An 18,596-nucleotide genomic window follows, 5' to 3' on the forward strand; every position below is an offset into this window, starting at 1 on the left:
CCAAAAAGTATTAGGATAAAAATGATTTCATTTTCATTCGATTCAATTTAATAATACTGTCAAGCAATGAAGAAATGTGAAAGTTGCTGTTATTGTATTTCCAGGAAGTAACTGCGATCGGGATATGCATCATGTACTTTCAGACGTCTTTAAATTAAAAACAGAACTTGTTTGGCATACTGATGAACTTCCAAAAAATATAGATGCGGTAGTTCTTCCAGGAGGTTTTTCATATGGTGATAGACTTCGTGCTGGAGTTATTGCAGCTCACAGTCCTGTAATTTCTGACATTAAAAAAATGGCAGAAAAAGGGATGCCGATTCTGGGCGTTTGTAACGGATTTCAAATTCTAGTAGAGGCAGAACTTTTACCGGGAGCACTTCTTAAAAATACATCACTTACATTCATGTGTAAATGGACTGAGATTATAGTAAAAAATAACAGGACTCCATTTACCAATAAATTAAAACTAAATCAAAGAATTCCTATTGCAATTGCTAATGGAGAAGGTAGGTATTATGCTGACAAGGAGACACTAAAATCATTAAAGAAAAACAATCAGATTGTTTTTACATATGGTGAGGAAGTAAATGGGGCCTCGCTTGATATTGCTGGATTATGCAATAAACAAGGTAATGTCGTTGGCATGATGCCACATCCTGAAAGATCTGCAGAATCTATTATTAATCCAAAGAATTCAAAACCGGCTTCATTAATTTTTGAATCCCTGTTGAATACATTGGGTGTAGCACAATGAGTCTCACTCCACAAGAACATGTTTTTCTTGAAAAGAAAATTGGTCGTAAACCTAGTCCTGTAGAATTACAGATTATTGCAGCAGAATGGTCAGAACACTGCTCATACAAATCATCAAAAAAACATTTGAAACTTTTGCCTAGAGATGGAAATAGAGTAATCTCTGGTCCAGGTTATGACTCAGGGGTTCTAGATGTTGGTGATGGTTATGTTGTAACAGTACACATTGAAAGTCACAATCATCCTTCTGCTGTTGAACCCTATGGTGGTGCGGCTACTGGTGTAGGTGGTGTTATCCGTGATATTTTATCTGCAGGAACAAGGCCAATTGCAATACTTGATGGTTTACGATTTGGTGACATTGAAAAAGATTCTCATGCAAGATGGCTTTTCAAAAATGTAGTGCGTGGAATTGCAGACTATGGTAACTGCCTTGGGATTCCAACAATTGGCGGTGAAATTGAATTTGATAAGTGTTTTACAAACTATGCACTTGTTGATGTCGCAGCTATTGGATTTGGTAAAAAAGAAAAACTCATAAAAAATAGAGCAGATAAAGACGACTTTGTTGTTTTAATTGGAGGTTCTACTGGGCGTGATGGAATTGGCGGCTCACAATTTGCATCAGATAAGCTAGAATCAGAAAACCGTTCAGCAGTTCAAATACCAGATCCATTTATAGAAAAATTGGTTATAGAAGCAATACTTGAAGCAAGAGATCAACACTGCATAAAAGCAATGAAAGACTTGGGTGGTGGAGGTCTTTCTTGCGCTATTTCCGAAACATCTGACGCATTATCTGTTGGAATAGAGATGGACGTTGCACGTATTCACAAGAGGGAGGCTAGTATGTCCCCAACAGAGTTGATGGTTTCAGAATCACAAGAGAGAATGCTTGTCATAACGGACAGACAAAAACTTCCAATATTAAAAAAAATATGTGAAAAATTCAAAGTCCCATATTCTGTTATTGGCAAAGTAAAAGAAGATAGAATGATGCAAGTCAGAGTTGAGACAAACACAATAGCAAATCTGCCTAGTAGTGTAATTGCAAATGCGCCACTTTTAGATAGATCTGCATCAAAACCAAAATATCTAAAAAAAATCAGAGAGATAAAAAAACCAAATACCCCAAAAAACCTAACTGGAACACTTCTTCAAATGCTTACAAATCCTAACATTGCAAGCAAGATCTGGGTGTATGGGCAGTATGATCATGAAGTTGGAATAAGAACTGTAATAAAACCAGGGTGCGATGCATCTGTCCTCAGATTAGATAACGGTAAATTCCTGTCCGTAAAGATTGATGGTAATTCTAAACAATGTTACATTGATCCCCGTCAAGGCGCCATAGGGTGCTTTGAAGAGGCGTGTAGAAATGTTGTTTGTACTGGCGCTACTCCAATTGGCATGGTTGATCATTTACAGTTTGGAAATCCAGAGGACCCTGAAATTTTTTGGACATTTAAAGAATCATTAGAGGGAATATCAGAATTTGCAAAATATTTTGAAATTCCATGTGTTGGAGGCAAGGTTAGTTTTTACAATGAAACAGACAACGGTCCAATAAAGCCTACTCCGTTGATTGGGGTTCTTGGGTTGATAGATAAAAAACCATTACTTGCACAAAAAATTGCAAATAACGACATGCTTGTTATTGTAGGAGAAACAAAAGATGAACTTGGTGGTTCAGAATATTATGAATATGTCCATGATATCATTGGTGGAAAATCTCCAACAGTAGATATGAAATATTCCAAACTAAATCAACAAATCGTATTGGAACTGATAAATCAAGAATTGATAAATTCTGCTCATGACTGTTCAAAAGGCGGTCTTGCAGTGGCGGTATCTGAACTATGTATTACAAATAATATGGGCTGTGTGGTATCAATAGATAAAATACCCGGCCAAAAACTAAAACCTGACGAGATTTTATTTTCTGAATCTCATTCTCGTTATCTGTTGGTTATAGACCCAAAGAACTCTGATAAAATAAAATCTCTATTAAAACAAAAAAATGTCTCATATGCGTTCATTGGTAAATTTTCTGGTTCTGGTATAATATTTAGAAACAAAACAAAAACAATTATCAATCTAAGGATTGATAAGGCACAAGACAAATGGCTAAACTCATTGGAGTCGCTGATTACTCATGGTTAAGGAAAACTGTGGAGTTGTAGGCATCTTCAGTCTTGATGGTGCAAATGTTATTCCGATGATAATTGATTCTCTAAGAGCACTTCAACATAGAGGACAAGAAGCATGGGGGGTAGCGGTTCCAAAAAAACAACCATACAAACAGCTTGGATTGGTATCCTCTGCAGTTTCAGAATTTGACAAAGTTACAAGAGAGTATGCATCTCCTGCTGCAATCGGTCACGTAAGATACTCTACTATGGGAGGAAGTAATTTGGAAAATGCTCAGCCATTAAAGGTAAAAGATCTTTGTATTGCACATAATGGTACAATATCAAACGTTGAAGAATTATCAGGAATGGTAGGAGGATGTACTTTTACACCACAAAATGCTAGTGATACGTTGATTGCTGCTAAGCGATTGGTCTCACTCATGTCAGAAAACGGTAAGCTTGGTAATGCATTATCAATTTTAAAAAATGAAATGGTAGGATCTTTTTGTTTTACTTTTGTATCTGATGACAATGCAGTATATGCAGCTCGTGATCCAAAAGGATTTAGACCAATGGTTGTTGGCTTTAGAAAAGATACTAATACATATATTGTAGCTTCAGAATCTGCTGCACTTGCAGCGGTTGGAGCACAACTAATTCGTGATGTAAAGCCAGGTGAGCTGATAAAAATTAGTAATGCTGGTTTAGAGTCTGAAATGTTTTCTGAAGAAAAAAAACCGGCTCATTGTTCGTTTGAGTTCACCTATTTTGCACATCCCTCTAGCGTTATGGAAGGTTCTAATATTTACATGGTAAGAAAAAAAATCGGACAGTATCTAGCAAGAAAGTTTCCAATTAAAGATGCAGATATAGTAATTCCTGTACCTGATTCAGCAAGACCTGCAGCACTAGGATATGCTCAGGAGTTGGGAATTCAATTTGAAGAAGGTTTGTTAAAAGATAGATACAGTAGAAAGGGGCCATTACGAAGTTTTATTGAACCGCATCAAAGTGATAGAGTAGAAATAAACCGTTGGATAATACCGATTACCCAAGTTATTGATGGTAAACACGTAGTTGTAGTTGACGACAGTCTTGTGAGAGGAACAAGCTCAAAGGCGATCATCAAGGCCTTGCGACGTGCAGGAGCAAAAAAAATTAGTATGGTAATAACATTTCCGCCAATAAAATACCCGTGTTATGCTGGAATCGATTTTCCTTCACAAGAAGAACTTGTGACGTTTTTTGATAAAAGTGGTGAATATTCTGAAGAAGAAATGGTAGAAAAAGTACGACAAGTTGTTGGTGCAGATTTCTTGGGATATAATGATGCAAAAAATTTGGCAAACGCGATTGGAATAGATACTAATTCTATGTGCTTTACTTGTTCTACTGGTGATTATTCTCCGCTTGGAATAAAACCTATCTTTAAGAGCAGAGCTGAAATTAAAGGCGAATAAATTGGAATTAGCATATGTGTTGGTAAAAGCCAAAATGGGACACGAGGTAGATGTTATGAATGCCATTTTGAAAATAGATGGTGTAAAGGAGGTTCTTGGAACTTATGGTCAATACGATATCTTTGTAAAAGTTCAAGTTCAAACAAGAAAGGAGATTGAACTAATAATTACTAAAAAGATCCGTAGGGTTAGTAACGTTCTATCTACCACCACTCTTTCTGTTATACCTAGTCAAGACTATAAATAGACTTTATAATTAACCATAAATTATTTTATTTTATGAGAAAAGATTTTCTTGCAGTAATATGTGGTGGTATTGTTATCGTTGTAATAGTTACAGTCTTGTTAATTGTACAAGGACCAACTGAGAAATATGCTATATTTTTAGATCCTTTCAAGGATAAGCAATCACTGGTTACTGATACTCATGTAACAGTTCGAAATATAGGAAAAGAGTCTCTTACTAATGTAAGAGTGGACTATGGAGGGAGTAGCAAACCTGATATTATTCCATTGTTAAAACCTGGAGAAAAAGTAATACTCTCACCATCTGCAGGAAGTGATCTTCAGGAAGTTACTGTAACAACAGATCAGGGAGTCAATGTTACTAAACCATATAGAACTCCCATAAATATGCCAGGCATGATGGGTTCCTAACAGAACGTATTTTGTATCAGTTTAAATCTAACGCTGATCAACGACGCGTGTTTGAAGTTTCTTCGTTCAGGTAAGGTAAAAGACATTTATGAATTAGATGATGGAAATTTGCTTTTCCATTTTAGTGATAGGGTTTCTGCATTTGATGTAAAGTTTCCTACTCCCATTCCAAGAAAAGGAGAAGTTCTTTGCAAATTTGCTGAATTCTGGTTCAAAAAAATTCAGACACCAAATCACTATGTAAGAACAGAAACAAAAGACAAAATAGTTGTAAAAAAAATGGAAATGATTCCAATAGAATGTGTTGTTAGAGGATATTTCTATGGGAGTCTGATTCAGAGATGGAAGGAAGGTCAAGTCACAATCCCGAAAAATACTGATACTAGAATTGCGGCAAAGATGCCTGAACCTGTATTTGATCCTACAACAAAATCGGAAACACATGATCTTCCAATTACCAAAAACATGGCTATTGATATGGGTCTTATCAGCTCAAAAGATTATGATTGGTTAGAAGAAACATCTATTAATATTTACAAAAACATGTCTAAAATATCAGAAAAAGCTGGATTCATCTTAGCTGATTTGAAATTAGAATTTGGAAAATCATCTAATGAAATATTGTTAGGTGATTCTATTGGTCCTGATGAATATAGAATGTGGCCAAAGGTTGCATATCAAGTAGGTAAAATACAAGAAAGTTTTGACAAGCAACTTTTACGTGATTGGTTGGCAACACATGGGTATCAAAAAAAGTTTGAAGACGATAGAAATGCTGGTAAAGCACCAATAGCACCAGAATTGCCATCCGAACTATCGCATGAAATGTCATCTAGGTACATTACTGCATACGAACGTATTACTGGTAACTCACTTTAACTCGAATTTCAATTTAGACCGAACCTTAAAATTTCTTATTTTGCTAATTATGTGATATCATGATGACCAGAATTTCCCAAAATGTTATTTTTTACAAAATTTTTGGGAATTTTTGTAATGGTACTATATGTATAAGAATGGTATAATATTGATAATTATACTAGCATGTTAGTGAGTATAAAGTATTCTTAATAGTAGTAGTGATATATTTTTAAAACCTTAATAATATTTTTAGTAACATAAAAAAAAGTAACATATTAGATAACAAAATATGATGTCATGATCTTTTAGTAATAATTATAATTCAAAGGAGGAAATGTCGACCTTACTCCAAAAAGAAATCAAAATAAATAGAATCGTTACAACTAACATAGAGCAGGCAAAAGCACTAGATGACCCTGCAAGAATTAAGATCCTGCAAATTCTATATCATAAACAATTTTCTGCAGAACAAATAGTGGAAGAATTGCACAAAACTGGTTACAATAAAGCTACCACTACAATCAGACATCATTTGGATGTTTTAAAACGGGCAGGTCTTGTGGAAATTGTAAAAATGGAAGAAATTCGAGGAGCTGTAATGAAATTTTATGGAACATCAATTAAGCTTCTGGGATATGATGTACCTCCAAACTTTGATTCTGATTATTCTAAAACAATAGATGATGCATCTATAACGATACAAAAGATGATAAAAAATATTGTTCAAAATAATATATCAAAATCAAAAAAGAAAAATATTGAAAAACGTACTAGTGCAGAACAAAACTATGACCAATACCTCTTAATAGAAATAGTAAATAGGGCACTAACAAAAGTCTTAGAAAATCATAGTTCTAATTTTATACAAAAAAAGTAAATTATTCTAGTTTATGTCAATAGAAAAAACTCCTTTTGAATCTGGATTTTGTAGAGTTTTGATCATTTGACGAGGAATGGAATTTGAAGCCAGATCACAATTAATTGCCAATGTCCTAGGGCAGATAAAAGAGCTTTTTCTAATTACAATGTCATGAGGATTTGTTAAAATTAAATTCTCATGGCCGTTACCTTTGACCTTAAAGGAAACATCTTTTACTGATATTGTAAAAAAAATTTCTGATTTAGAATTTAGCATAAGAGTTTTCATTTGTTCTGGTATGTCATTACAACCACAAGATGCTTCAACTCCAATGATACAATCTCCATTTAATGTAAGATTTGGTTCTGTTGTTATCTCAATTGTTTTTGGATGAAGTGATCTAATATTTTTGTGACCGTTAAACAAGATCTCAAAATGCATGATCGCACATCTGTATAGACTTAAATTAAACCTTCAAAGGTATGAAAATTGAAATGTTACCAGCGGCTGCAGGTTATGATAGAGCAATTACTGTTTTTTCACCAGATGGAAGACTTTACCAGGTTGAATATGCAATTGAAACAGTAAGACGTGGAACACTTGCAATTGGGATAAAATGTAAAGATGGAATAATTCTTGCAGTTGAAGAAAAACCAAGAAAATTACAAAATTCAGAAATCACGCAAAAGATATTTCAAGTAGATGATCATATAGGAGTTGCTGCTGCAGGATACATTCCTGATGCTAGGTCACAAGTTGATAATGCAAGATTTTTTTCACAATCAAACAGAATGATTTATGATGAACCAATAGAGGTAGAATCAGTAGCAAAACATCTTGCAGATCAATGTCAACAATTCACTCAATATGCTGGAGTTAGGCCTTTTGGAGTGGCATTGATTATTGCTGGAATAGACAAGAGTGGAAGTTCAGTATTTCTGACTGATCCAAGTGGCACATACATCTCATACGATGCGGTTGCTATTGGTTCTGGTTCAGATCAGGTAACCGAATACCTAGAAAAATATTACAAAAAAGATATGTCATTAGAAGAAGCAGCAGAACTTGCCATTGAATCAATATATCTTGTAAGTGAAGAAAAAGAAGGTACAAAACATGTTAAAATGGCACAAATACTAAACAACACAAAGGTTCTAACAAAAACTTTAGAAAAAGATATTGAAAAATATGCTATAAAGGCAAAAGATTCTGCAGCTAAAAGACAAAAATAATCTCTACTATTTTATAATCCAACAGAGGATTTTATTTCATTGAAACTTTCAATTGCAATTCCAGATTCTTCAGTAAGTGATGAATCAACAAATCTTGGTAAATCAACAAAAATTTCTTTAATAGCTAGGGCATGTGCAATTTTTCGTGTACAATCTATTTACATTTATCATGAAAGCTCTGGAAGTGATAGCGATAGAACATTAATACGCACCATTTTAAAATATCTTGAAACACCGCAATATCTTAGAAGAGGACTTTTCCAAAGAATTTCAGAACTACGGTTTGCTGGAAGCTTAAGTCCATTAAAAATTCCACATCATTCTTACACATCAGATTCAAGACAAGTAAAAGCTGGAGACATAAGAGAAGGAATGATAGTTTTTGCAAGAGGTAAAAAATCTGTAGATGTAGGACTTGAACAACTCATTTTGTATTCTGGACATGATGAAGTAGGAAAAAGAGTCACAATGCAATTTAAGGCTGGATATCCAGAACTTTTGGCAAAGCAAATCTCTAGAAACGAAATTAAGCAATATTGGGGATATGAGGTAAAAGAAAGCGCAAATTTACGTGCACTTCTTTCTGGATGGAATTCTAATGTGATATTGACCTCAAGAAAAGGCAAACCCATACACAAAGCACAAAATTATTTCGATGAAATTTCAAATAATCCAGTACTGGTTGTGTTTGGTACTCCTGAACGAGGAATACATGAAATTCTTGGAGTGTCGATAAAAGAAATTCCAAAATCACAGAATCTTAATTTCTTTCCTGAACAGGCTACTGAAACTGTACGACTAGAAGAAGCAATCCTTGGTACTTTGGCGATCTTAAATGTTCTTACTCGCAAGTAAGTTTATTATTGTTTTATAGAATAATTTTTTATTGTCTAAACAAAAACGCATATTACTTTTTGCAATAATTGCTGGTTTAGCTGGTGTTGTAATAGGTGGTATTGTTATTGTGTTTATGATTTCACATTTATAATTTTTAGATCGTTTTTGCAAAAAATTACTATAATTTGGTATTTTAAATAGTAGACTTATAATGGGGTTTACGACATTTAGCGTTTATCAATGGGCCATAGAAAACATAGTCAGCCAAGGCGAGGAAGTCTTGCATATCTTCCAAGAGGTAGAGCAAAGAGCATGGAAGCGAGAATTCGTACTTGGCCACAAGAAGAAGGCGATCAGCCAAAACTCTTGGCGCATGCTGGATTCAAAGCCGGTTGTATTAGAATAGCAAGTATTGATGATCGAGATAAAACTCCAAACTTTGGCAAACAACTTGTTAGCCTTGGAACCGTAGTTGTCACACCGCCAATTGTTATAATTGGAGTTAGAGGATATTCAAAAGATAGATACGGTATTGATTCTTCTTTTGATGTTTATGCAAAAGAATTACCAAAAGAATTGCCTAGGCTATTTACAGCAAAATCTGACGAAAAAAGTCTTGAACATGCAGAAAAATCACTTGGAAGAATTGATGAAATTTTTGCCATTGCAGCCATTTTGCCAGGACAAGCAGGTATTGATCAAAAAAAACCTTATGTTTTTGAGATAGCAGTAAAAGGTGGAGATATACAAAAACAATTTGCGTTTGTTAAAGATCTTTTAGGTAAAGAAGTTAAAGTTGATCAAGTTTTTCAAAAAGGCGCTGATGTTGATATTGCAGCCATAACAAAAGGTAAAGGAATTGAAGGCCCGATTACAAGATGGGGAGTAAAAAAGAAACAACACAAATCAAGAAAAAGTGTAAGAGCACTTGGTACATTAGGTCCAATTAGTCCGGCAACTATCATGTATACTGTTCCAAGAGCTGGTCAACGAGGTTTTCATCAAAGAACACAATACAACAATAGGATAATGATAATGAGTAACACACAAAATTCTGAATTCAAAATTAATCCTGCAGGAGGATTCAAACATTTTGGATTAGTAGAAGGAGATTTTGTTGTAATACGAGGTTCAATTCCAGGAACTTATAGAAGATTAGTTAAACTACGTTCTCCAATGCGTCACAGAACTTCTAAAATTACACAGCCAAAAGTTTTGGAGATAATGATATGACCATACAAGTATTTTCAATAAATGGCTCAAAACAAGAAGAGATCGAATTACCACTTGTTTTTTCTACACCACTGCGAACAGATCTTTTACATCGTGCATACATAAATTTAGAATCACATAAGTTTCAAACTCAAGGACGATATCCACTTGCTGGTATGAATGTTGTAGCAGAATCAAATAGTCCTCCAACAGGTCATCATCAATCAAGAGTTGCTAGGATGCATGGAGGTGGTGGTGGTAGACAGGGCCAAGGTGGCGGTGTTGCAATGGTGCGAGGTGGAAGACAAGCACATCCTCCTACCACAGAAAAAGTGACTTACAAGATGTTAAATAAAAAAGAAAATAAACTTGCTTTGTGTTCTGCAATTGCGGCAACTACATCTGAATCACTAGTAAAATTACGTGGTCATAAAATTGATAAACTTGAATCGTTTCCAATTGTTGTTTCTGATGAAATTGAATCTATATCAAAATCAAAAGAACTTGCAAAATTTTTTGAAGCGCTTAATCTGACACAGGATATTGATAGATTAAAAAATAGACTAAAGCGTCGTTCTGGAAAACCTCAGTTGAGGGGTAGAAAATCAAAAATTGGAAAAAGCATATTGATTGTAGTAAAAGACTCTAAGAATTTGTCAAAAGCAACTGGGACATTTTTAGGTGTAGATGTAAAAGCAGTGAATAGTTTGAGTGTATTAGATCTAGCTCCTGGTGCTCAGCCAATAAGACTAACAGTATTTTCAAAGGGCGCAATTGAGGAATTGGCAAAGATAAAATCTCCACATTTGGAGTTAATGGTGATAAAAAGATGAATGTAGAAGAAGCAAATCACATTGTACTCAAACCGTATGTTACAGAAAAGACATTTGCACTAGTTGAAAATGAAAACAGAATTTGTTTTCTAGTTAAGGACACTTCTACTAAACCAAAAATCATGGAAGCAGTAAAAATTCTTTACAAAGAAGAACCTGTAAGTGTAAATGTTTGCAGAACAGTTTATGGTAAAAAGGCATTTGTCAAATTCCAAACTGTAGAAAAGGCAAGGGATCTTGCAACGAAGATAGGAATGCTATAATATGGTCTGCTTTGAATCATTTCGAATGATGGTGAATATGTGTGGTTAAAGAATTCAAGTATAGAGGAGTGCCTACAGAAGAATTACAGACTCTATCCTTAGAAAAACTCTTTGAGCTGTTTCCAGCAAGAGCTAGAAGGTCTCTTACTAGAGGCATTACGGATAATAAAAGAAAACTACTAGAGGAAGTAAAGTTGGTAAAAGCAGGGAAGAATGCCACACCAATTAAAACTCATCTTAGAGATTTAATAATTCTTCCATATATGATAGGACTTACAATCAATGTTTTCACAGGTAAAGAATTTCATCCAGTAATAATAAAACCAGAAATGGTTGGTCACTATTTGGGTGAGTTTTCATTAACAAACAAAAGGGTTCAACACGGAGCACCAGGTGTCGGAGCATCACGTTCTAGCTTGTATGTGCCATTAAAGTGAGTAATATGCAATTCAAATACTCTTTTCAAAATTATGATAGGACAAGACACGTTCGCGCTTCACTTAGGGAAAAAACAATTTCTCATAAACACGCACGTGAAATAGCAGTTAAAATAAAAGGCATGTCGATTGAAACTGCCAGAGATTATCTGCAAGATGTCATAAAATTGAAACGTGCAGTGCCATTTAGAAGATATAACAACGAAGTGGGACATAAATCAGATACAGGAGTAATGGCTGGACGATATCCACAAAAAGCGGCCACTGAATTTGTTAAACTTATTGATAATTTAGAATCAAACGCAGAATACCGTGGAATGGATTTGGATAGACTAAAAATAATAAATGCCACTGTGCATAAAGGAAGAAAACTTCAAAGGTTTACTCCACGTGCAATGGGAAGAGCATCTCCAAAAGTTGACATACTAACACATGTAGAGCTCGTAGCTCAGGAGATTTAAGATGTCATCAGTAAAAAATGTGATAAATGATAGTTACAAACTCATGCTTCTAAAAGATTATCTTAGAGAGGCAATTAAAGAAGCAGGGTTTTCTGAAGTTGATATACAAAAGACACCGACAGGAACTCGTGTCGGGTTGCATGTTACAAGACCTGGTATAGTAATAGGCAGAAAAGGTTCTGGAATACGTGATCTGACAAAAGTCTTAGAAAAAGACTTTGATCTTAAAAATCCACAAATTTCAGTTATAGAAATCATTAGACCAGAACTTCAACCAAGTGTGATGTGTAATAGGATGTCTCAACATCTTGCAAGAGGAACTGCATTTAGACGTGCTGTGATGTGGACCATGCAAACAATAATGAATGCTGGCGCAATGGGTGTGCAAATTACAACCTCAGGAAAATTAAGAGGCGATCGTTCCTCTTTTGAAAAACATAGTAAAGGAATTTTGCCTAGAGCTGGTCATTTTGCAGATGTTATAGTTTCTGAAGATATTGTCCACGTTCAAACAAAGATGGGCCTGATTGGAGTGCGAATTAGAATTGCAATAAAAGAAAGATACATTCCAGAATTTGAACTTAGAACGATGAAAAAAGAAGCAGTAATAGCAAAACCGTTGGTAATAGAAGAAAAAGAAATCGAAGAAAAAGAAATAGAAGAAATAGCAGAAATTCCGGCAGATCCGACAAAACCACGAACTGAAAGTGAATTAATTGCAATCGAAGAAAAACTTGTTGAACAAGTAGAGACATTTGAAGAAATTGAAGAGGAATTAAAGTAATGGCACGAATGAAAATGAAAACAATACGTCAATTCAATGAAACTGATCTAAAAGGTAGATTAGAACAACTTCGTTCAGAACTTACAAAATTACGCATAGAGTCATCAAAAGGTACTCTTAAAAAAGAAAGTGGTAAATTGAAACCATTGCGAAGAGATATTGCTAGAATGTTAACAAGACTAAACGAGATGAAAAAACAATGATTACTCAAGAAAATCTGCCCCAACACGAACTAATAGGCTTAGAAGCTATGATAATGAAAAGTAATAATGAACAAATCACTGGCATCTCAGGAAAGATTCTAGATGAAACAAAATCAATGTTATTTCTAAATACAGTAAACGGCATTAAAAAAATACCAAAAGAAAATACTATGTGGAAGTTTTCTTTTGATAAAAATGAATCTATAGTAAACGGGAACTTACTAACAAAAAGACCGCAAGAAAGATTGGGAGGCAAGGCATGACACGTAATATTGGAATTCCAGTAACTGTTCCTACAACAGAATGTACTGACCATCTTTGTCCATTTCATGGTACGCTTAGTGTACGTGGTAAATTGATTCAAGGCAAAGTAGTAAGTGCCAAGGCTCCAAAAATGGTTGTTGTTCAACAAGAAACTCCAAAGTTTATTACAAAATACAAAAGATACGCAAGAAGTCAAAGCAAAACACATGCATACAAACCATCTTGCATTGATGTAAAAGAAGGAGATATCGTTCTAACCGCAGAGTGTAAACCTATCTCAAAGAGCGTCTCATTTGTAGTCGTGGAGGTCAAATCATAATGGGTGCAACCAAAAGTCGTGCAGTATCTGCAAAAGGTGTTCAAGAATTTAGACCGTATATTACTAGAGCACTTCCACTAGGCGCTCAAATTATTTGTGCAGATAATACAGGCGCAAAAGTTTTAGAAATTATAATGGTACAAAAAACAAAAACCAGAGTTTCAAGATATCCTTCTGCGGCAGTAGGTGATTTTGTAAATGTAGTTGTCAAAAAAGGACCAGGAGAATTACGCGGTCAAATTTTTGGAGCCGTTGTAATAAGACAAAAATATCCAATTAAGAGATTAAGTGGAGTAAGACTTTGTTTTGAGGATAATGCAGGTGTATTGGTTACACCTGAAGGGGAGATCAAGGGAACTGAGATCAAAGGCCCTGTTGCAGCAGAAGCATCAGAAAAGTGGCCAAGAATAGCAAACCTTGCATCCATGGTGGTATAAAATGAAGCCAACAATAATACGAAACAGAATGATTTACCAAGCACCACATCATTTTAAAAGTAAACAACTGGGATCAATGCTTTCAAAAGAATTACAAGAAAAATATAATAAAAACAGTGCGCGTGTAGTTGAAGGCGATAATGTAAAAGTAATGCGTGGCGAATTCAAAGGAATAGAAGGTAAGGTAACTCAAGTGTCTTCAGAAAAAAATGGAGTAGCAATTGAAGGAATAAAACGTGAAAAGCTCAAAGGTGGTAATGTAGATCTTTACATTCATACGTCAAATCTTATGATTACTAGCTTAAATCTAGAGGATAAATGGAGACAAAACAGACTTGAGGGACAAAAAACAAAAACTCTAAAAGAAAAATCCATAGAATCTCAAGAAATTTCAAAACCAAAAGAATTTCCTGAAATTAAAGAAAAACCAAAACAAATCAAAGAAACACCAACAAAGTCTAAAGAGAAAATTACTAAATCAGAAAAACTACCAGAAAAAAAAGGAAAACAAACAAAAGCAGCTAAATCGGTAAAAAAGGAGACTAAGTAATGGTAAGCATAGCAGGAAGCAAGAAATTAAAACGTCAAATGGCTCCAGTTTTTTGGGGCATAACTAGAAAGAATTCTAGGTTTGTAGTAACTGTAAAACCTGGGGGTCACTCAAAACATCTTGCAATACCAAGCGCGGTCTTTATACGTGATACTTTAAAACTTGTAAATACACTAAGAGAAGTAAAATCAGTAATTTATGGAGGAAAAGTAAAGGTAGATGGTGTTACACGCCGTTCTTTACACCACGGAATTGGTCTTATGGATGTAATAGAGCTTGAAGGAATTCAAGATGTTTATAGACTGGTACCAAAGAATTCCTTTGTACTGCAGCCAATTAAGATAAATCCATCTGAAAAGACTAAGAAATTACTTCAAGTAACAAAAAAAGCTACAATAAAAAATTCTAAAATGCAAATTGGATTTCATGATGGTCGTACTCTGATCTCTGACGCAAAAGTAAATATCGGTGATACGTGCGTTATACAAGTTCCAGAGACTAAAATTCTTGATATTATAAAATTAGAAAAAGGTGCCCAGGTCATAATTAAAAGTGGAATTAATGCAGGTCATGTTGGTAAAGTTATTGAGATAAAAGAAGGAACATTTGTACTTCCACGACGTGCATTGGTAGATATTGGTGAAAGACAAATTGATATTCCATCGGAGCTTGTGATGGCAATAGGAAAAGACAAGCCTGTGATACAAATAGAGTGAATATTATGTCGCAAAAACTAGAATCCCAAATGAAGAAAATAACCGTTGCAAAAGTAGTATTAAACATGGGTGTAGGTAAATCAGGTGAACCAATTGAAAAAGCAAAGCGTGCATTAGAACAAATTGCTGGCCAACAGCCAAGTCCTCGTATGGCAAAAGCAACACAAAGAGATTGGGGGGTCCACAAAGGTGAACCCATAGGTGTAGCTGTAACCCTTAGACGAGAATCGGCAATTGAATTAATTAAAAGATTATTTGAAGCAAAAGGTAACCAGATAAAAGGCTCATCTTTTGACGATTTTGGGAATCTTTCATTTGGAATAAAAGAACATATCGACATTCCGAAAGTGAAATATGATCCTAATGTTGGTATTTTGGGATTGGATGTATCAATTTCATTAGCTAGGCCTGGATTTAATATTAGATTTAGAAGTAAACACAAGGCAAGCGTTGGACGTCATCACAGAATTACAAGGGAAGATGCAAAGGCATTTCTGATCAAAGAATTTGGAATAGAGGTAGTATAAATGGTAAAAAATAGAGATTATGCAGTAACAGGAAGAACAGTACACAAATTTGGCAAAGGTTCGAGATGGTGTAAGCGGTGTGGAGACTATAATGCTGTAATTCAAAAATATGATCTAGACTTATGCAGACGTTGTTTTCGTGAAGTTGCGGTATCATTAGGATTTAGAAAATTCAAGTGAGAATATGCCTTCAAATAATATAATTTCAAACCTATTTGTTACGCTTTTCAATACTGAAGCTAGAAGAAAAGATGAGTGTATTGTATTGCCATCATCAAAACTTGCTATGGAAATACTAAAGACACTTCAAAATCATAGCTATATTGGGGAATTTGAACACGTTGATGATAAAAAAGGCGGTAAATTCAAGATTCAACTTTTAGCAAAAATAACAAAATGTGGTGCAATCACTCCTAGATTCAAAGTAAAAAAAGACGATTATGCTAAATGGGAACATGAATACCTTCCTTCATATTCGCGTGGTATGCTTTTAGTTACTACAAATCAGGGTGTAATGTCTCATCATGAAGCAACAACAAAAGGATTGGGAGGATTATTGATAGGATATGTCTACTAAAGAAATCGAAGTCCACGAATTGACAATTCCGGTACCTGAGAATGTTAAGGTTACCGAAAAACACAGAATACTAAATGTTGAAGGACCATTAGGTAAAACAAGAAAAAACTTTAAAAAAATACCAGTAGATTTGCAAGTAAACGGAAAAAACATCATACTAAAATCACTTGGAATAAGAAAAAAAGACTATGCTATATTCAAGACCTCCGAATCCATCATTAAAACTCTCATCAAAGGTATTCAACAAGGATATACCTTCAAGATGAAGATAGTTTATGCCCACTTTCCAATAACAGTAAAAGTAAAAGATGATAATATACTAGTAGAGAATTTTCAAGGTGAGCGTGCAGCTCGTATTTCAAAGATAGTAGGCAATACCAAAGTCACTACAAAAGGGGATGATGTGATAATAACAGGTTCCGTTTTAACTGATGTATCTCAAACTGCAGCAAGTTTACAACAAAATACCAAAGTCAAAAACAAAGATCATAGAGTTTTCTTAGATGGGATCTATTTATTTGAAAAATCTGATGGGATTCAAAAATAATCTTAGCAAGGATTAAATCCGCATATTCTACGAACAAACCTATTGCCGCCCTAGCTCAGCGTGGTAGAGCAGCTGACTGTTAATCAGCTGGTCGTCAGTTCAAGTCTGACGGGCGGCGCTTATTATATTTCTAAATTCGAATTATGAAATATTATATCTTGTTTACGACGATTCTATTTTTTAAAAATTAGTGTTTGTGCCTTATATTTCAAAACTCGAGTTTTGAAATATTGTTATGCGATCACATTTGTGTTTATTCTATTAGACTACTTAGATCTTATACCGATCATAACATCTGGATATATGCAGGAGGTCCGCATTGGCCAGAACAAGACGCGCAAATAGATATTGTGTGGATTGTGGGGGAAGATTAGTCTATTACCCCCGTCTTTCTAACCCAAAAGCTCCTAACGAACATAGGGTACTGGTTTATGCTTGTCCAGACTGCACTAAAGATTTTGATAAACCAAAGATGTTTTCCATTAAGAGAAATGTTGTAGATGAACCCATAGAAACTGTAGAAATAGAGATAGTTCAAGCAAGGGAAAAAGTACAAGTTACAAATTAAAGTAAAAGAACAATAAAACTTGAAAAATTAGAAAAATTCAAAATTAGTCATAAAAGCTAAACCCCTCTTGATTTCCTCTATGTTGTACATTGGGTGATATTTTCAAAAAATCGATTTTTTGTGGGGGGTTTAACATTTGTGCGTACATATGCTAGCCAATGGTAAAAACATCCCCATTACCTGGTAAGACTTGGTCTGATCTTTTATGGTATGACTAAAAGCTCAACCCCGTCTTTTGTCATAGTTTTATCAAGATTCTTGGGTCTTTTTTCATGGATTTTTGGCATTTAGATTTGGATGTTTTGAATTTAAGTTCTGTTCAATAGTTGGGTGTTAGACTACTGATCTTCTTTTTGTTCAGTTTCAGGTGTTGATATGCTATCTTTTTGATTGTAATATGAAATGACACTTGGTTTACACATGTAACAGAAAATGAATACACGGAGTATAATTTGTATTATTTCATGGTAATTGAATTTATTCGGTAGAACATAGAAAGTTGATATTATTTCATATCCGACAACTACCAGTATGATTATTCTTGACCATTTTTTTCTAATAAAGAAAACTACCGCCGTTCCTAACCAAATTATACCAATCGTTATTTCGAATACAGAGAGTGATTTAGCCAACAAACCATTTGTAGTATACAATAATCCTGCAATTGTGTTAGATAATCGCAATAGGAATGATCCCTTTAGGTCTACTTACTCTTGTAGATGTTTCTGACTCCATTTCTACATAACTATCTAAAATTGATTATTAATAACGTGGATGTTCTTGCACAATACAAATCTAATAGAAAGAAATTGTCACATACTATCGCTTTGAAGCCAGTTTAATCAAACTTTCAATCTTATTTTGTCCGTTCCAGCTTGATTCCCAGCTTGTTAGGCAGGAGTTTTCTTAATTGAACTATGGTCGTTGATAAAGTTGTAATGTATTCTCATAGCGTCTATTAGATTCTGTGCAGATTCCTTATGATCCATTACTCTCATTACTTTTTATGTCTCTGAAAACACCTTTAGGGTTCTGCAATTCTTTCTTCCTCATCCAAACACTGAACATAGGATCCATCTTCTTGACAGTAACAAGCTCCTCTCT

General features: G+C 34.6%; 27 protein-coding genes and 1 tRNA gene. 27 read left to right on the forward strand and 1 reads right to left on the reverse strand.

Annotation, left to right across the window (positions count from 1 at the left end; translation table 11 throughout):
* Positions 1-76 precede the first annotated feature (76 nt).
* The 7 genes from purQ (at position 77) to VEU72_05040 (ending at position 6,743) form a co-directional block, all read left to right on the forward strand.
* On the forward strand, positions 77-757 hold the full coding sequence (gene purQ, locus VEU72_05010) for a phosphoribosylformylglycinamidine synthase subunit PurQ (protein HYL66492.1): 681 nt from the start codon (positions 77-79) through the stop codon (positions 755-757).
* The gene (gene purL / locus VEU72_05015; protein ID HYL66493.1) at positions 754-2,919 is read left to right on the forward strand and encodes a phosphoribosylformylglycinamidine synthase subunit PurL; all 2,166 of its coding nucleotides are present in this window, start codon (positions 754-756) and stop codon (positions 2,917-2,919) included. The genes purQ and purL overlap by 4 nt, the downstream gene beginning before the upstream one ends.
* On the forward strand, positions 2,912-4,348 hold the full coding sequence (purF, locus tag VEU72_05020; GenBank protein ID HYL66494.1) for an amidophosphoribosyltransferase: 1,437 nt from the start codon (positions 2,912-2,914) through the stop codon (positions 4,346-4,348). The genes purL and purF overlap by 8 nt, the downstream gene beginning before the upstream one ends.
* Before the next feature lies 1 nt (position 4,349).
* Entirely contained in the window at positions 4,350-4,595 is a 246-nt protein-coding gene (locus tag VEU72_05025; GenBank protein HYL66495.1) for an Lrp/AsnC ligand binding domain-containing protein, read from the forward strand.
* Positions 4,596-4,627: 32 nt separating this feature from the next.
* Positions 4,628-5,005, forward strand: coding sequence for a hypothetical protein (locus tag VEU72_05030; GenBank protein HYL66496.1), 378 nt, complete (start codon positions 4,628-4,630; stop codon positions 5,003-5,005).
* A 51-nt stretch (positions 5,006-5,056) separates the two neighbouring features.
* Positions 5,057-5,884, forward strand: coding sequence for a phosphoribosylaminoimidazolesuccinocarboxamide synthase (purC, locus tag VEU72_05035; GenBank protein ID HYL66497.1), 828 nt, complete (start codon positions 5,057-5,059; stop codon positions 5,882-5,884).
* 316 nt (positions 5,885-6,200) lie between these two features.
* Entirely contained in the window at positions 6,201-6,743 is a 543-nt protein-coding gene (locus VEU72_05040) for a winged helix-turn-helix domain-containing protein (GenBank protein ID HYL66498.1), read from the forward strand.
* A gap of 6 nt (positions 6,744-6,749) precedes the next feature.
* Here the strand turns inward: VEU72_05040 and VEU72_05045 are convergent, their stop codons facing one another.
* Entirely contained in the window at positions 6,750-7,166 is a 417-nt protein-coding gene (locus VEU72_05045) for a DUF371 domain-containing protein (protein HYL66499.1), read from the reverse strand.
* Between the two features lie 53 nt (positions 7,167-7,219).
* Between VEU72_05045 and psmA the strand changes: the two genes are divergently transcribed.
* From psmA to VEU72_05145, 20 genes are all read left to right on the forward strand, one after another.
* A complete protein-coding gene (gene psmA, locus VEU72_05050; protein HYL66500.1) occupies positions 7,220-7,957 on the forward strand; it encodes an archaeal proteasome endopeptidase complex subunit alpha in 738 nt (245 codons plus the stop codon).
* 39 nt (positions 7,958-7,996) lie between these two features.
* Positions 7,997-8,812, forward strand: coding sequence for a putative RNA uridine N3 methyltransferase (locus VEU72_05055; GenBank protein HYL66501.1), 816 nt, complete (start codon positions 7,997-7,999; stop codon positions 8,810-8,812).
* Positions 8,813-9,034: 222 nt separating this feature from the next.
* Entirely contained in the window at positions 9,035-10,027 is a 993-nt protein-coding gene (locus VEU72_05060) for a 50S ribosomal protein L3 (protein ID HYL66502.1), read from the forward strand.
* Entirely contained in the window at positions 10,024-10,839 is an 816-nt protein-coding gene (rpl4p, locus tag VEU72_05065) for a 50S ribosomal protein L4 (protein ID HYL66503.1), read from the forward strand. The genes VEU72_05060 and rpl4p overlap by 4 nt, the downstream gene beginning before the upstream one ends.
* Positions 10,836-11,102 (forward strand): 50S ribosomal protein L23, encoded by a 267-nt coding sequence (rplW, locus tag VEU72_05070; protein ID HYL66504.1) that lies wholly within the window; start codon positions 10,836-10,838, stop codon positions 11,100-11,102. The genes rpl4p and rplW overlap by 4 nt, the downstream gene beginning before the upstream one ends.
* Positions 11,103-11,143: 41 nt before the next feature.
* On the forward strand, positions 11,144-11,539 hold the full coding sequence (locus tag VEU72_05075; GenBank protein HYL66505.1) for a 30S ribosomal protein S19: 396 nt from the start codon (positions 11,144-11,146) through the stop codon (positions 11,537-11,539).
* A gap of 5 nt (positions 11,540-11,544) precedes the next feature.
* Complete coding sequence (locus tag VEU72_05080; GenBank protein ID HYL66506.1) at positions 11,545-12,000, forward strand: 50S ribosomal protein L22; 456 nt, start codon at positions 11,545-11,547, stop codon at positions 11,998-12,000.
* Position 12,001: 1 nt separating this feature from the next.
* Complete coding sequence (locus tag VEU72_05085) at positions 12,002-12,784, forward strand: 30S ribosomal protein S3 (protein HYL66507.1); 783 nt, start codon at positions 12,002-12,004, stop codon at positions 12,782-12,784.
* A complete protein-coding gene (rpmC, locus tag VEU72_05090; GenBank protein ID HYL66508.1) occupies positions 12,784-12,987 on the forward strand; it encodes a 50S ribosomal protein L29 in 204 nt (67 codons plus the stop codon). Before VEU72_05085 ends, rpmC begins: the two co-directional genes overlap by 1 nt.
* Entirely contained in the window at positions 12,984-13,250 is a 267-nt protein-coding gene (locus VEU72_05095) for a ribonuclease P protein subunit (protein ID HYL66509.1), read from the forward strand. Before rpmC ends, VEU72_05095 begins: the two co-directional genes overlap by 4 nt.
* A complete protein-coding gene (locus tag VEU72_05100) occupies positions 13,247-13,570 on the forward strand; it encodes a 30S ribosomal protein S17 (GenBank protein HYL66510.1) in 324 nt (107 codons plus the stop codon). The genes VEU72_05095 and VEU72_05100 overlap by 4 nt, the downstream gene beginning before the upstream one ends.
* Positions 13,570-14,007 (forward strand): 50S ribosomal protein L14, encoded by a 438-nt coding sequence (locus VEU72_05105; GenBank protein ID HYL66511.1) that lies wholly within the window; start codon positions 13,570-13,572, stop codon positions 14,005-14,007. The genes VEU72_05100 and VEU72_05105 overlap by 1 nt, the downstream gene beginning before the upstream one ends.
* A gap of 1 nt (position 14,008) precedes the next feature.
* Positions 14,009-14,557, forward strand: a complete 549-nt coding sequence (gene rplX / locus VEU72_05110) for a 50S ribosomal protein L24 (GenBank protein ID HYL66512.1) — start codon at positions 14,009-14,011, stop codon at positions 14,555-14,557.
* Positions 14,557-15,273: a 30S ribosomal protein S4e gene (locus VEU72_05115; GenBank protein ID HYL66513.1), complete on the forward strand. Its 717-nt coding sequence runs from the start codon at positions 14,557-14,559 to the stop codon at positions 15,271-15,273. The genes rplX and VEU72_05115 overlap by 1 nt, the downstream gene beginning before the upstream one ends.
* A 5-nt stretch (positions 15,274-15,278) precedes the next feature.
* Positions 15,279-15,800 (forward strand): 50S ribosomal protein L5, encoded by a 522-nt coding sequence (locus VEU72_05120; protein ID HYL66514.1) that lies wholly within the window; start codon positions 15,279-15,281, stop codon positions 15,798-15,800.
* Entirely contained in the window at positions 15,801-15,980 is a 180-nt protein-coding gene (locus tag VEU72_05125; GenBank protein HYL66515.1) for a 30S ribosomal protein S14, read from the forward strand.
* A gap of 4 nt (positions 15,981-15,984) precedes the next feature.
* A complete protein-coding gene (locus VEU72_05130) occupies positions 15,985-16,377 on the forward strand; it encodes a 30S ribosomal protein S8 (protein HYL66516.1) in 393 nt (130 codons plus the stop codon).
* Positions 16,367-16,924: a 50S ribosomal protein L6 gene (locus VEU72_05135; protein HYL66517.1), complete on the forward strand. Its 558-nt coding sequence runs from the start codon at positions 16,367-16,369 to the stop codon at positions 16,922-16,924. The genes VEU72_05130 and VEU72_05135 overlap by 11 nt, the downstream gene beginning before the upstream one ends.
* A 44-nt stretch (positions 16,925-16,968) precedes the next feature.
* A tRNA-Asn gene (locus VEU72_05140) sits at positions 16,969-17,042 on the forward strand.
* Between the two features lie 201 nt (positions 17,043-17,243).
* The gene (locus VEU72_05145) at positions 17,244-17,492 is read left to right on the forward strand and encodes a hypothetical protein (GenBank protein ID HYL66518.1); all 249 of its coding nucleotides are present in this window, start codon (positions 17,244-17,246) and stop codon (positions 17,490-17,492) included.
* The last annotated feature ends 1,104 nt before the right edge of the window (positions 17,493-18,596 follow it).

It is taken from the genome of Nitrosopumilaceae archaeon (assembly GCA_035631875.1).
In the GTDB taxonomy this organism is placed as follows: Archaea; Thermoproteota; Nitrososphaeria; order Nitrososphaerales; family Nitrosopumilaceae; genus TA-20.

Bases quoted from the DNA above. Each gene is read 5' to 3' on its own strand.
- purL (HYL66493.1), top strand. From the start codon at position 754: ATGAGTCTCACTCCACAAGAACATGTTTTTCTTGAAAAGAAAATTGGT.
- purF (HYL66494.1), top strand. From the start codon at position 2,912: ATGGTTAAGGAAAACTGTGGAGTTGTAGGCATCTTCAGTCTTGATGGT.
- VEU72_05030 (HYL66496.1), top strand. From the start codon at position 4,628: ATGAGAAAAGATTTTCTTGCAGTAATATGTGGTGGTATTGTTATCGTT.
- VEU72_05040 (HYL66498.1), top strand. From the start codon at position 6,201: ATGTCGACCTTACTCCAAAAAGAAATCAAAATAAATAGAATCGTTACA.
- VEU72_05045 (HYL66499.1), bottom strand. From the start codon at position 7,166: ATGCATTTTGAGATCTTGTTTAACGGTCACAAAAATATTAGATCACTT.
- psmA (HYL66500.1), top strand. From the start codon at position 7,220: ATGTTACCAGCGGCTGCAGGTTATGATAGAGCAATTACTGTTTTTTCA.
- VEU72_05060 (HYL66502.1), top strand. From the start codon at position 9,035: ATGGGCCATAGAAAACATAGTCAGCCAAGGCGAGGAAGTCTTGCATAT.
- rpl4p (HYL66503.1), top strand. From the start codon at position 10,024: ATGACCATACAAGTATTTTCAATAAATGGCTCAAAACAAGAAGAGATC.
- rplW (HYL66504.1), top strand. From the start codon at position 10,836: ATGAATGTAGAAGAAGCAAATCACATTGTACTCAAACCGTATGTTACA.
- VEU72_05080 (HYL66506.1), top strand. From the start codon at position 11,545: ATGCAATTCAAATACTCTTTTCAAAATTATGATAGGACAAGACACGTT.
- VEU72_05085 (HYL66507.1), top strand. From the start codon at position 12,002: ATGTCATCAGTAAAAAATGTGATAAATGATAGTTACAAACTCATGCTT.
- rpmC (HYL66508.1), top strand. From the start codon at position 12,784: ATGGCACGAATGAAAATGAAAACAATACGTCAATTCAATGAAACTGAT.
- VEU72_05095 (HYL66509.1), top strand. From the start codon at position 12,984: ATGATTACTCAAGAAAATCTGCCCCAACACGAACTAATAGGCTTAGAA.
- VEU72_05100 (HYL66510.1), top strand. From the start codon at position 13,247: ATGACACGTAATATTGGAATTCCAGTAACTGTTCCTACAACAGAATGT.
- VEU72_05105 (HYL66511.1), top strand. From the start codon at position 13,570: ATGGGTGCAACCAAAAGTCGTGCAGTATCTGCAAAAGGTGTTCAAGAA.
- rplX (HYL66512.1), top strand. From the start codon at position 14,009: ATGAAGCCAACAATAATACGAAACAGAATGATTTACCAAGCACCACAT.
- VEU72_05115 (HYL66513.1), top strand. From the start codon at position 14,557: ATGGTAAGCATAGCAGGAAGCAAGAAATTAAAACGTCAAATGGCTCCA.
- VEU72_05120 (HYL66514.1), top strand. From the start codon at position 15,279: ATGTCGCAAAAACTAGAATCCCAAATGAAGAAAATAACCGTTGCAAAA.
- VEU72_05125 (HYL66515.1), top strand. From the start codon at position 15,801: ATGGTAAAAAATAGAGATTATGCAGTAACAGGAAGAACAGTACACAAA.
- VEU72_05130 (HYL66516.1), top strand. From the start codon at position 15,985: ATGCCTTCAAATAATATAATTTCAAACCTATTTGTTACGCTTTTCAAT.
- VEU72_05135 (HYL66517.1), top strand. From the start codon at position 16,367: ATGTCTACTAAAGAAATCGAAGTCCACGAATTGACAATTCCGGTACCT.